This is a genomic window from Kordia periserrulae, assembly GCF_003054265.1.
Classification (GTDB): Bacteria; Bacteroidota; Bacteroidia; order Flavobacteriales; family Flavobacteriaceae; genus Kordia; species Kordia periserrulae.
Window position 1 is genome coordinate 391,417 of sequence record NZ_QBKT01000004.1, and the last position, 13,709, is coordinate 405,125.

At 36.4% G+C, this 13,709-nt stretch carries 7 protein-coding genes; 4 read left to right on the plus strand and 3 right to left on the minus strand.

Going from position 1 to position 13,709, the window contains the following annotated elements:
• Positions 1-69: 69 nt before the first annotated feature.
• From C8N46_RS10615 to C8N46_RS10625, 3 genes are all read left to right on the plus strand, one after another.
• On the plus strand, positions 70-663 hold the full coding sequence (locus tag C8N46_RS10615; protein ID WP_108114867.1) for an acyl carrier protein phosphodiesterase: 594 nt from the start codon (positions 70-72) through the stop codon (positions 661-663).
• A complete protein-coding gene (gene ggt / locus C8N46_RS10620) occupies positions 656-2,335 on the plus strand; it encodes a gamma-glutamyltransferase (RefSeq protein ID WP_108114868.1) in 1,680 nt (559 codons plus the stop codon). Before C8N46_RS10615 ends, ggt begins: the two co-directional genes overlap by 8 nt.
• Positions 2,336-3,213: 878 nt before the next feature.
• A complete protein-coding gene (locus C8N46_RS10625) occupies positions 3,214-3,804 on the plus strand; it encodes a 2OG-Fe(II) oxygenase (protein WP_108114869.1) in 591 nt (196 codons plus the stop codon).
• Between the two features lie 823 nt (positions 3,805-4,627).
• On the opposite strand, the gene C8N46_RS10630 is transcribed toward C8N46_RS10625, so the two are convergent.
• A complete protein-coding gene (locus tag C8N46_RS10630; protein ID WP_108114870.1) occupies positions 4,628-7,666 on the minus strand; it encodes a leucine-rich repeat domain-containing protein in 3,039 nt (1,012 codons plus the stop codon).
• A 644-nt stretch (positions 7,667-8,310) separates the two neighbouring features.
• On the opposite strand from C8N46_RS10630, the gene C8N46_RS10635 reads away from it, so the two are divergent.
• Positions 8,311-10,329 (plus strand): sensor histidine kinase, encoded by a 2,019-nt coding sequence (locus tag C8N46_RS10635; protein WP_146169792.1) that lies wholly within the window; start codon positions 8,311-8,313, stop codon positions 10,327-10,329.
• 538 nt (positions 10,330-10,867) lie between these two features.
• Here the strand turns inward: C8N46_RS10635 and C8N46_RS10640 are convergent.
• Positions 10,868-13,066: a TonB-dependent receptor gene (locus C8N46_RS10640; RefSeq protein ID WP_108114872.1), complete on the minus strand. Its 2,199-nt coding sequence runs from the start codon at positions 13,064-13,066 to the stop codon at positions 10,868-10,870.
• 302 nt (positions 13,067-13,368) lie between these two features.
• Complete coding sequence (locus C8N46_RS10645; protein WP_108114873.1) at positions 13,369-13,701, minus strand: hypothetical protein; 333 nt, start codon at positions 13,699-13,701, stop codon at positions 13,369-13,371.
• Positions 13,702-13,709: the final 8 nt, after the last annotated feature.

Here is a 13,709-nt window from a genome sequence, read left to right on the forward strand (position 1 = left end):
CAATTATTAATGATTTCATAATTCCATACGCAAATATTTATGTACTTTAGAAACTCTTTTTAAGCATACATGAATTTTTTAGCGCACATTTATCTTTCACAAAACGACGACGAAATTACGATAGGAAACTTTATTGCCGATAGTATTCGTGGCAAAAAGTATAAAAAATATCCACCCAAAGTGCAACAAGGCATTTTACTGCATCGCCATATTGACACTTTTACCGATGCGCATCCTACGGTGCGACAAAGCACGAAACGTTTGCATAAAAACTACAGTCACTATAGCAGTGTTATTGTCGATATTTTATACGATCATTTTTTGGCGAAAAACTGGACAACGTATTCCGATGTTCCACTCGAAACGTTTGTAAACGATTTTTACCATTTGCTGGAAGATCATTTTGAGATGCTTCCCGAAAATGTACAACGCTTGCTTCCGCACATGATTCACGACAATTGGTTGGTGAGTTATGCATCGATTGAAGGCATTACCAAAGTATTGGAAGGTATGAATCGCCGAACGCAAAATCGTTCAAAAATGAACTTAGCAGTTGTGGAACTCAAAGAATTTTATGATGAATTTGAAGCAGAATTCACCTCTTTTTTTGAAGAACTCATAGCATTTTCCAACCAAAAACTAAACGAATTACAACATGAATAAACTCTTACTTTTTAGTCTTACTTTTTTACTATTTTTTTCTTGTAAAGAAACCGTAAAAGGCGTTATTTCTGAAAATGCAATGGTGGTTTCGGCGCGTGAAGAAGTCTCCATGATTGGGAAAAATATTCTTCAAAAAGGCGGCAATGCATTTGATGCCATGGCAGGAATGGAATTGGCGTTGGCGGTTGCCTATCCGTACGCGGGAAGTTTGGGCGGCGGCGGATTTATGGTATATCGTTTGGATGATGGAAGCATTGGCGGATTGGACTTTAGGGAAAAAGCACCGTTGGCAGCGTCTAAAAATATGTATTTGGATTCTATTACGCAGGAAGTCATTCCCAATAAAAGCACGCTGGGCGCAATGGCAGTTGGAATTCCTGGAAATATAGCGGGTATCTTTGCTTCGCATGAAAAATATGGAAAACTACCAATGAGCGAAATCATTGAACCTGTGATTGCCTTGGCAAAAAAAGGTGTGGTTGTAACGAAAAAACAACAAGAACGCTTGGAAGAGTATCGAAGTGAATTTTTAAAAGTAAACGATGCTAATTTTCTATTTGCAAAAGCGTGGAAAGCGAACGATACCATCAAACGTTTGCAATTGGCAAAAACGCTGGAACGCATTCAGAAAAACGGTCGCGACGAATTTTACAAGGGAGAAACGGCACAAAAACTCGTAGCGTTCATGCAACAATCGGGCGGTATTATGACGCTGGAAGATTTGGCAAAATACGAAGTGAAATGGCGTACTCCTATTACGTTTACGTATGATGATTTACGCGTCATTTCCATGTCGCCGCCGTCTAGTGGTGGAATTTGCTTGGCAGAAATCATGAAAGCGATTGAACCGTATGCTGTGGACGAATTTGGACACAATACTGTTAAATCGATTCAACTAATTACCGAAGCAGAACGCAGAGCCTATGCAGATAGAAATTATTTTTTAGGTGATCCTGATTTTGTCACCATTCCCACAGAAACATTACTAAGCGAAACCTATATTAGAGAACGAATGGCAAACTTTTCTTTTGAAAAAGCCACGCCGTCATCGGAAGTCGCGCATGGAAATATTGAAATTGTAGAAAGTAATGAAACCACGCACTACTCCATCGTAGATCAATTTGGAAATGCGGTATCGGTCACAACCACGATTAACGGTGCGTACGGTTCCAAGTTGTATTGTGAGGAATTGGGTTTCTTTTTAAACAACGAAATGGACGATTTTAGTGCCAAACCTGGCGAACCCAATATGTTTGGATTGATTGGTGCAGAAGCCAACAGCATTGCGCCTGAAAAGCGGATGTTAAGCTCCATGACACCTACAATTGTTGAAAAAAACGGAAAACTATACATGGTTGTGGGAACGCCAGGCGGTTCTACGATTATTACGAGCGTATTACAAACAATTTTAAACGTTCACGAACATAAAATGGGCATGCAAGAAGCCATCAATCAACCGCGATTTCACCATCAATGGTTGCCAGACACGATTAAAATGGAACCTGACGGATTCAGTCCAGAAATACAAGCAAAACTCACCAAACTCGGTTATACGATTGATGCTACGAACAGTCCCGTCATAGGAAAAGTAGAAGGCATTTTAGTATTGCCCAACGGAAAGTTAGAAGGCGGGGCGGATCCGCGTGGGGATGATAAGGCGGTTGGGTTTTAGGTTTTAGGTGTTGGGTGTTGGGTGTTGGGTGTTGGGTCGCTGGCGCTTTTTGGTATGTTCGTATTTTGGTATGTTGGAATGTTGTATCTCGATAGCTCCGCTAGGTATCTTCAATTAAAATTTATTTTAATTTCGATAATGCTCGATATGACAAATGTTGGATGTTGGATTTTGAATTCCTTTCAAACTAAACTCCTAAACTTATAAAGCTTTAAACTTCAAACCGTCACTTCGAGTGTTTTTTCGCAATGAAATGAAGAAAAAATGTATCGAGAAGTACTTTGAAATCTAAGCTTTTCTCAATAGTGTTGATGAGCTTATCGATGCACATCAAATCGACATGACAAATATTGAATTTTGAATTCCTTTCAAACTAAACTCCTAAACTTATAAAGCTTTAAACTTCAAACCGTCACTTCGAGTGTTTTTTCGCAATGAAATGAAGAAAAAATGTATCGAGAAGTACTTTGAAATCTAAGCTTTTCTCAATAGTGTTGATGAGCTTATCGATGCACATCAAATCGACATGACAAATATTAAATTTTGAATTGCTTTCAAACTAAACTCCTAAACTTTTAAACCTTTAAACTTCAAACCGTCTCTTCGAGTGTTTTTTCGCAATGAAATGAAGAAAAAATGTATCGAGAAGTACTTTGAAATCTAAGCTTTTCTCAATAGTGTTGATGAGTTTATCGATTCATATCAAATCTATAATTATACTTTCAAGCTGATGGTTCGTGGTATAAAAAACATTTTCAAATCAACATATTAAAAAATTACAATACACTGTGTTTTTTGTATATGATTAAACTCTATATTTACGCACTTTTTTTTATGACTTGAACAAGTGCCATACGTTAACGGATTGGCTCTCCTGGGTGGATGAACTTTCCGATAAAGATTTTGTAATTGTTGACAATTTCTTAGATCAACAGAGATTTGATACAATTCGATCGTTTTTTCTATCACATTTAGAAGATTTTACGCGCGCTGGAATTGGTGCGTTGAGTGAAAATATAATACGCGAGGACATTCGCGGAGATTATACGTATTGGCTCGACAGAAATAGAGATGCAAGCTTACACGCGCTTTGGGACTTGATTGATGAAACCATGTATATATACAATCGCTATTGCTTTCTGAGTCTGGCAGGACATGAATTTCATTTAGCACATTATCCAAAAGGCGGACATTACGATACCCATTTAGACCAATTCAACGCTCGAAACAACCGAACGATTAGTATGGTCATTTATTTGAATAAAGACTGGCAAAAAGGAGATGGTGGTGAATTGGAAATTTTCCGCAAAGACGGAAGTTCTATACTCGTAGAACCTATTGAAGCAAGATGCGTCATGTTTAAAAGTGCTGTAGTGCCACATCGCGTCATGCCATCGCACAAACCTAGATATAGCTTAACAGGATGGTTATTGCAACAACCGTCGGCTTTGGGGAAGTTTTTAGGGTGATTGTTGTTGGTAGCGACTTTGCCTTTTGGTATGTTCGTATTTTGGTAGCGCTTCGCTCTTGGTATGTTGTATCTCGATAGCTCCGCTAGGTATCTTCAATTAAAATTTATTTTAATTTCGATAATGCTCGATATGACAGGTGTTGAATTTTGAATTTTGAATGTTGGATTTTGAATTCCTTTCAAACTAAACTCCTAAACTTATAAACCTTTAAACTTCAACTACGAAACGTCTTTGCGAGACGAAGTCGTGGCAATCTGTGTGTCATAGTGTAGTTTTGGTATTTGAAATAACAGATTGCTTCGTCATACTTCCTCGCAAGGACGTAGCAAAAAATATATATAGGAATTTCTTCAAACTAAACTCTTAAACTTATAAACCTTTAAACTTCAACTACGAAACGTCTTTGCGAGACGAAGTCGTGGCAATCTGTGTGTCATAGTGCAGTTTTGGTATTTGAAATAACAGATTGCTTCGTCATACTTCCTCGCAAGGACGAATCAAAAAATTTTCAAATGAACACATTAAAAAACATCGATACACTGTTACATTGATTCATTGATACATTGAAAAAGGTTCAGTAATAATTGAGATCCCTTTGGGAAATCATTTCTTGAGGTTATTTATAGCTTATTTTCTATATTTTATAGCTTCGAAAGGGTTCTGAAAGGGGTTCAAAGCATTAAATAACCGAATATTTTCTTTACACAACCCAAAATATTCATTAAACAACCGCAACGAATGATTGTTGTAACCGAAAAGAGTCTATATACAACGTCAAGGAAGGTTTGTGGGAATGGTTGCCGATATTGTAGAACCGTTTTTAATCACTAATGTCATTGTCATCATCTACTTTTCTCGCCATGATGCGTTCGTAGATTTTTTGAACTTCTTTGCTTAGTGTATTATTAAAATCTGGGTCATTGTCTTTTTCAATAGCAACACGAATAGCTTCTTCAATGATGTACCAAGCCATGCTTCTGTTTTTGAAATCCATAACAGGTTTTGCCGTGTATGGCAGTGCTGTGTATTTTCCTAGATTGTACTTTGCATCTTTTCGATTCCAACGACAGAAATCTAAAATGATAGGAATGATTTTCACTTGCTTACTTGGCACCAGCTTCTCTTCTATTTCTTTTTGACGCCGCGCAATGGCAGTTTTGATTTCGTGTTCTTTGATATATTTGGTTGCTAGAAAGTTAGGACTTACCATAAAGAAAATGATATCTGCTTGGTTAAATTTTTCTTGAATTTCCTTATTCCATTCCGTACCAGCTTCCAATTGCGAGCAATACCACGGATTTTCTATCAAACCATCATCGTGCAACGGTACTAAGTTTTTGATAAACTCATTGACTAGTTTTAAATCGTCTTTGGAATAACTGATAGTCACTTTTTTCATGGTTCCTTGTAGTTCTTTGTGTAGGTATATTTTGTTTAGCACATTGTCGTGCAACTGTTGTACATTTACATAGTAATTTCCGTCAATACTCACGCCAATGTTGACTTTATCACTACGCCAACCGCTGTTTTTTGTTGCTCTCTTCTCTCCTTTGAGTTTTAATTCATGGTTTTTGAATCCAATACGGTCAACCTCTTCACTCATACTTTCTAGTTCGTAGCTTGGTTTGCCGTCTTTGTGGATGACTTCGATGATAAAGTCTACTACTTCTTTTTGCAAGGCACGATTTTTTTCCTGTTGGTCTCCATATAATAATAAACACATTTGCTTACGGTCATATTCTATCAGCAATAATTGTCCGTCTTTTTGTATCACCAAACCTTTTTGCCAAAACATATACGAATCGTCCTTTTTAATAACATCTGCATATTCCGTAAATAGGTCAAGCAAAATGTTATTCATCAAATAACGGTCAGACGATACTTTGATATTTGCCACACCAAAGGTATAATCTTTCAGCAATTGCAACCACGCAGGCGACGCTTCGGGTAAGTATTGCGGCGCGTACCAACAATCGTCATGCGTTTTAAAGATTAGTTTAAAATCGCTGAGTAGCTTTTGCAATTCTAAGGCTGTCAATCCCAACTCATTATCTTTTCCAGCTTTTTTCAATTCATCCGTTAGTTTTCCTTGTTGTTTTTGAAGGTTTTCATTTAAAATTTTATTATAAATCAACTCCAATAACAATTCGGGTTGCGTAAAGATTTTATTGGGCAATCTTTTATGAAAATAGAGAATACAGCCTAGCTTGTGCAGTGTTTTTAGAATGGTATTATCTTCTTGATTAAATTTCTTTTTATACTCGGCTAATGTCCAAAACTTTTTGGTGGATTTTTCCAAACCATCTCGTATTTCAGCATATATCGGCGGATGCAAATTCTTTTGATGCAACATCTCAATGCGCTCGTCCAACAATTCAAACATGCCTTCCAAACGCTTTTGATGCAACAAGCTAACAGAACACGTATTGAGCATAAAAGGCGGTCTGCTCGTATCTTTTTCTTTGTGTGGTGAATGAATATTGAATTTTTCCAAATAGTGGTCATCCGGAAAATGTGAATAAAATTCTAGATTATCATTTTCATCTGTATGGTCAATACGGTTTTCGATGAGCACCATTTCGATGGGACTGTCATGTTTGCTCAATTGCTCCGAACAGCGCAGCCAATAGTCCAATTCAAAAATTTGCTCGCCTTTGATACGTGTATTGGTCATGTCTTTTGTCCAAAGCAATACATGCAAGGCTTGCGGACTAAAAAACAGTTGATGCGTAGCATGAAAATACTCTTGTCCACCAAAATCCCAAATATGTAATAATGGCGTTTCTATACCTTTTTTTTGCAGTTCTTTATAGACCAAGCCATGCGTGGTCTCACTATTTATAGGATACAGATTGGTAATTTTCCTGTCTTTGTACCATTGCTCCCAATATGATAGCAAATTTGATTTCCCAATATTCGTATTTCCTAATAACAATACTTTGATATCATGTAGAAGTACCTTTTCTTCGTTCGTTGCTTTGGCATTTTCGTTTAGCTGCAACCAACGGACGATTTCTTGAGCAGAACTATTTAGAATGGTTTCTGGAATGTTTTTAATTGGATTGTTTGAAAGATACAAACTCGTCAACGAAGTCAAGCCTGAAAGTGCTTCGAGATCTTGAATTTGATTATTATCAAGATACAATTTTTTCAACGAAGTTAAGCCAGAAAGTGCTTTGAGGTCTTGAATTTGATTGAAAGAAATATATAAATACTTTAATAAAGTTAATCCAGAGAATGCTTTGATATCTTGAATTTGATTATAAGAAATATCTAATTTCTTCAAAGAAATCAATCCAGAAAGTGATTCGATATCTTGAATTTGATTAGAAGAAAGAGATAACTCCTTCAACGATGTTAATTCAGAAAGTGATTTAATATCTTGAATTTGATTATTAGAAAGAGATAACTCCGTCAATGATGTCAATTCAGAAAGCGCTTCTATGTCTTGAATTTGATTTCCATAAAGATTCAAATAAATCAACGAAGTCAAGCCAGAAAGTACTTCGAGGTCTTGAATTTGATTATTAGAAAGGTATAAAAAGGACAACGAAGTCAAGCCAGAAAGTGCTTCGATGTCTTGAATTTGATTAGCAGAAAGACTCAACAAAGTCAACGAAGTCAAGCCTGAAAGTGCCTCGATATATTGAATTTGATTATTATAAAGATCCAATGTTGTCAACGAAGTTAACTTTTCTATAAATTTAATATTAGAGATTCCTTTATCTATAATTTTTAACCTTACAAGCTTTCCTTCCTTATTTAATTTATAATTACTTTCATCAAGTTTAAACCCTAATACCGCTTCTACATATTCCAATTCGTTGTTAAAATCTGCTGGGTTTAGTTCTTTTGACATGTTTTTTTGTTAGGTGTTGCATCTCGACTATGCTCGATGTGACAGGTGTTGGTTTTTTATATCTTACTAAAATAGGAAATATATTCTTACACTTCGACAAGCTCAGTGTAAACTTTTCGACAGGCTCAGTGTAAACTTTTGGTGTTAGAGTTGTTAGATTTTTTAGACTGGCTTAGACTTCTTAGATTGTTGGAGGCGCTTTGCTTTTAGAGTTTTGGAATTTTGGTGGCGGCTTTGCTTTTTGGTATGTTGTATCTCGATAGCTCCGCTAGGTATCTTCAATTAAAATTTATTTTAATTTCAATAATGCTCGATATGACAAATGTTGGATTTTTGAATTTTGAATTTCTTCAAACTAAACTCCTAAACTTATAAACCTTTAAACACCAACTACGAAACGTCTTTGCGAGACGAAGTCGTGGCAATCTGTGTGTCGTAGCGCAGTTTTGGTATTTGAAGTAACAGATTGCTTCGTCATTCTTCCTCACAAGGACGTAGCAAAAAATTTTCAAATCAGCACATTTTCAAATTATCAAATTAAAAAAACATTGCTACATTGCTACATTAGCAAACTGCTACATTAACAAAATTTCCATAAGTCATTTTTATTGTCTATTTTGGATGTCCCGAATAATAATGTACTATTGAGAATTAACCTAAATCCAACGTTGTTGTTGCCAAAAAACTATGCGCATCTTGCCTGTTTTTTGAGCTTTTTTTTATGCGCTACAGCGTTTACTGCTTGCGTTGGTCAAAATTCACAAACAGCGATTTCGGAGGAGCATCAAGACGATATACAAGTCATATTGGCAGACGATTGGGAGTTTTATTGGAATGCTTTGTTGACTCCTGAAGAGTTGCCTCAAAATCCTGCTTCAGAGAAGGTTTCATTGCAAGACTGGACAAACTTTGCTGCTTCAAACGCCGAAAGTTTGCCTGCGTTTGGCTATGCTACGTATCGAACGACAGTGACACTTCCAAAAGAACGTCCGCATGTTTCGTTGTACATTCCGTCGATTTATGCAGCTTCTAAAACGTGGATTAATGGCAGATTGGTCTCTGAAATCGGAAAAGTCGGAAAAACACGTGCCGAAACGTTGCATAGACGTTTTTCGCAAATTATTCCACTGAATACCAGCGATACGCGTTTTGAAATCGTGATTCAGGTCGCGAATTTTTACCATCACAAAGGTGGCATCGACAAGCCTTTGATTATTGACAATTCTCAAAAACTGCAAAACCAAAAATCCAAACGCATCATTGCTGACATGACGTATATGGGAAGTTTGAGTTTTATTGGTGTCTTTTTCCTTTTGTTCTTTTTGTTGTATTGGAATAAAGATAAAGCGGTATTGTATTTTGCAGTGCTGTGTTTATCGCTCGTTTATATGTCGCTCAGTGACCGATACGCGCCTTTTGCAGAGATTTTTGAGTCGATTAGCTGGATTTTCTTGACGAAAGTGGAATACATTTCATTATTTTTAGCGGGCTTGTCCTCTAGCCTATTTTTCTATACCATTTTCGTCAAATTCGTTCCAAAAACATACAAAAAAATCATTATCTACGGATTTTTGATATTATGCACACTGACCACTTTTTTACCTGCGCCACATTTTACTCGATTCGTGATGCCATTTTTAATTTTGATGGTTATTAACATTTTATATGTGTTTTACATCATCATCAGAGCGCTTACTAGTCAGCGTCATGAATCTATTTTGATGATGACGAGTATGGTATTGGCGTCGCTGATTTTCTTTTCGCATATTTTTATCTTTTTAGGTGAAAGTAGCAATATCATTGTGTATGTGAATTTTGGATATATTATCGTTTTTCTATTGCTTTCCATGTTGTTGATGACAAGATTTGCCGATTCGTTTCACGCACTTGAAAAAGCAAAAGTAACGGCACAAGCACAGCAACAGGAAATTGCAACGAAATCGGAAGAACTTTCCAACGTCAATATTGAACTCAAAGAAAATGTCCGTCAATTGAAGAATTATAATGCAGAATTGAATAGCTTTAATCATATTGTTTCACACGATTTAAAAGCGCCGTTGGTTGCCATGCATTCGCTGGTTTCTTTTATGGAAGAAGAACTCGATTTGGAGACCAATACTGAAGCTGCCACACATTTTGAATCGCTCAAAGGACGTATTTCTAAAATGTACGCGCTGATTAATGGCATGCTAGAATATTCTAAAATTGCACGCGGAAAGAAAACGAAAGAAACCTTTAGCATTCAAAAGTTGCTAGAAGAGATTGTGCTTACACTGAATCCTGAAAATCTACACGAAATTCATATTCCGAAAGAAGACATACAGATTCACACCAGCAAAGTAGAATTGGAACATGTATTGTTGAATTTAATCAGTAATGCCATTAAACATTGCGATAAAGAGAAAGCGATTATTACGATTTCACACACGAAAATTGCGGACATGTTTACGTTTTCTATTCGCGATAATGGTCCTGGAATTGACGCAAAATATCATTCCAAAATTTTCGATATGTTTTACCAATTGAAAAAAGGAAATATCGAAGAAAGCACTGGAATTGGCTTAACGATAGTAAAAAAGATTGTTTCTGGAAATAAAGGAAAAATCACGATTGATTCTGAAGCTGGAAATGGTACTACGATTACGTTTACTTGGAAGGTTTAGTTGGTTGTTTACACTGAGCTTGTCGAAGTGTTGCTTGTCTTTTTCCGATTTGTCACTCTTAACTCTTAACTCTTAACTCTTAACTCATAACTTTTTAACTTGGTTGTCGGTTAACTTGTTTACACTATTAGTTATTTTAAAATTTAAACTCCTTAACTTAACGTGAGTTCGATATAACTATTTTATTATACAATTGATTACTAATAGATTATACTCAATGTCAAATCGAGCGCAGTCGAGATTCCTTTGGAATTATGAATTACATAGTGATTTCTTAAGTCGAACTCACGTTAACTTATAAACACATAAACTTCATTTATTGGTTAAACATACTTTTACATTTTTAAATTTCGTTATTCGTTATTTGTCTATTTGATAATGCTTTTTGTTTGAAATGCCATTTTGAAACAAAGCGCTTGTCGATAGAATTTACAATTGTAGATTTTTGACATGTCAATGTAAGCATAAAAACACCTCAAAAATCTACAATCGCTTATCATTATTCTGAAATCAAAGAGATTCCCGCTTTCGTGAGAATTTAATGATCATCATGATGTTCTGAATGATTTCCAAATGGTTTGATGATGAGTCCGATGCTTAAAATAAATCCATCGGTTGGCGCATAGATTTCTGGAAACGTCGGATTGCTATGTGGCGGCAATACCAATGGCGAAAAACGACTTTGCCTTCTGTCTGTAAAGTTTTCAAAGTTGGCATAAATTCCGCCCCAAGAAAAGTTACGCATCGCTAAGAATCCCATCGTAATGAAATCGGTGGTTTCCGTACCATTTGACAAGAATTGCGAACCTGTGTAATAGGTTTCATACCCCAAACGCCATTTTTCAGTTTCATACATCACCACGCTTCCTGCATTGTGTTTTGCAGTCAATGGTTTTTGCGGATTTCCTGGCAAGTAGCGAAGTTTTGCATCAATCAAAGCATAATTGACAAACCATTTGAAAGCGCCATACGAGAATTTGATATTGGTTTCTGCTCCTTGCGTCAAAATTAATCCGTCTGCATTTTCATATTGAAAAAAGTTGTTGTCATTCACATTTAAAAGCAAACCATTATCAATAGCAGTCACATAAAATAATTGATTGATGGAGAAGCCAACCGTATCGTCAAATATTTTGGTTTTGTAGTTAAAATCAAGGTTCAAACCATACGAACGCTCGGCTTTTAGCACATTTTTGTCAATTCGCACAATGTTTTCAAAGTTGATAAATTCTGCTTCTTCAGTGAATAAATCGGGTGTTTTATAGCCCAATCCGCCACCAAAACGACTTGAAAATCCACTGTCGTTTTTATATAATAATGATACTCTCGGCAATGCAAAAACGCCCCAACCTTTTGCAAAATCGGTTCGTAAGCCTGTTTCTAAAATCCAGTTTTCCGATAAGTCAAAGTTGGAATTGACAAAGACACCTAAGGTCACGTCATCTTGATCGCGTTGCAATGCTGCATTGTCATCTTCGTCAAAATTGGTCGTGTACAAATTCGCGCCAAGCGTCCAATCATTTTTGTCGTAGTTGTGTTGTAACGTCGCTTCAGTAAAGGAATTGAGTTGTGTTCCGTTAAATTGTAAATTCGGCACATTCAATTCTCTGTCAAAAAAGGAGAAACTATTTTTAAGCGTAAAAACTCGCGTAGAATCTATTTTTGTCGTGAATACAGCTTGACTACTTAAACGTTTGGAAATGTTTTCTTCCGTGTATTGTTGTGTACCATTTTGGTTGTTTTCAATAGTGGAAACATCGCCACCGATTCGATCGTCGTACGTTCCGTTTAGTCCAATCCAAAACGTGGTTTTTTCAGATGGATAGTAATAAAATTTCGGATTGAACGTAATCGAAGTCGTTTCTGGGAGATTGCTAAATCCGTCATCTTCTGGGTCAAATATTTGTTGATAGTTTCCAGAAGCATACAAACTCACGCCAAATTTGTCATTTCGCTTGCTGTAGAAAGCGTTTAACGTACTTCCCCACGCGCTTGTTTGGGTAAACATGAAATCTAATTCGGGTTCATAATCAGGTGTTTTAGACACCAAATTGACCAATCCTGCAATAGCACCGCCGCCATACAACGTGGAAGCACTTCCTTTGATAATTTCAAATTGTTTTAAATCTAAAGGTGGAATTTGCATGATGCTCAGTCCGCTTGAAAATCCACCAAATAACGGAAAACCATCGCGTAAGAGTTGTGTGTAGCGTCCGTCCAATCCTTGAATTCGGATGTTTTGGTTGCCACTACTTAGCGATGTTTGCTGCATTTGAATTCCTGTACTTTCGCGTAATACCATGGAAATATTGGTCGGATTCATCATGTTTTTTTCAAACAATTCTTCACCGCCAATGACTTCGATTCGTGTAGGAATGCGTCGAATGTCACGCGTACTACGTGTGGCTTCAATGGTAACGGCATTTAACGCTCCTTTGGATTCTTCCAAATAAAAGATGAATTCGGCAGAAGAAGGCACGGTAATCGTTGTTTCGATGGTTTTATATCCCAAAAAAGAAATCATCAGTTTGTGCGAACCGTTGGGAATGGCTGTAAAACTCGCGATTCCTTCCGTATTCGTTATCGCGCCTTTTTGTAAATCTTCAAAGAGCACATTCGCGCCAAGCAAAGCTTCTTTTTCGTGTTCCGTAAGTACTTTAATTTGGATAGTGTTTTGTGCGTTTGTCCAACCGCTAAGCATACTTAGTAGCAGTATGCTCCATATTCGTATTTGCATAAGTGTGTTTTTTGTGAAGCTAGATTTTTGGAAACTAGAATCTGGAGTCAGGAATCTAGAATCTGGAGTCTTGAATCTTGAATCTTGAATCTTGAATCTAAAATCGTAATTCATTCCAAAGTAATCTAGACTTTATTTTTACATTATAAGAACTCCGAGTATGAAACTGATACTTTTCATGGTTTTACAAATATAGCATAAGTTTGAGAGTTGATAAGTCTAGGTGTTTAAAAATCATCAATCAAAAATCATCAATCAAAAATCGTAAATCGTAAATCGTAAATCGTAAATCGTAAATAAAACTAATCCATTCCTGGAAAACTGGTGACAAATTTCACTTTGATGTCTGCAAAGCTTTCAGCTACATAGACTTTTAAATCTTCTCCGTATTCTACCACTTGCCATTCGCCGCAATCGTCCGCAAAGTTTTCTACAAGTTTGACTTTAATATCGGCAAAACTATTCACAATCTTGATTTTTACATCGGCATCTCCTCTATTCTCTACAAAACGAATTTTTCCGTAGAGTTTTTTGCCTTCAAATGTGCAATCGTCATTTTGTGTTTTTGGCGTAGAAGCGGAAATGCAAAATGTAGCTATGAATACTAAAATGATGATGTTAGAATAGTTTTTCATGATTAAAA

What these genes read in the sequence shown, in the direction of transcription:
- C8N46_RS10615 (WP_108114867.1), top strand. Translation starts at nt 70, where the DNA reads ATGAATTTTTTAGCGCACATTTATCTTTCACAAAACGACGACGAAATT.
- ggt (WP_108114868.1), top strand. Translation starts at nt 656, where the DNA reads ATGAATAAACTCTTACTTTTTAGTCTTACTTTTTTACTATTTTTTTCT.
- C8N46_RS10630 (WP_108114870.1), bottom strand. Translation starts at nt 7,666, where the DNA reads ATGTCAAAAGAACTAAACCCAGCAGATTTTAACAACGAATTGGAATAT.
- C8N46_RS10640 (WP_108114872.1), bottom strand. Translation starts at nt 13,066, where the DNA reads ATGCAAATACGAATATGGAGCATACTGCTACTAAGTATGCTTAGCGGT.
- C8N46_RS10645 (WP_108114873.1), bottom strand. Translation starts at nt 13,701, where the DNA reads ATGAAAAACTATTCTAACATCATCATTTTAGTATTCATAGCTACATTT.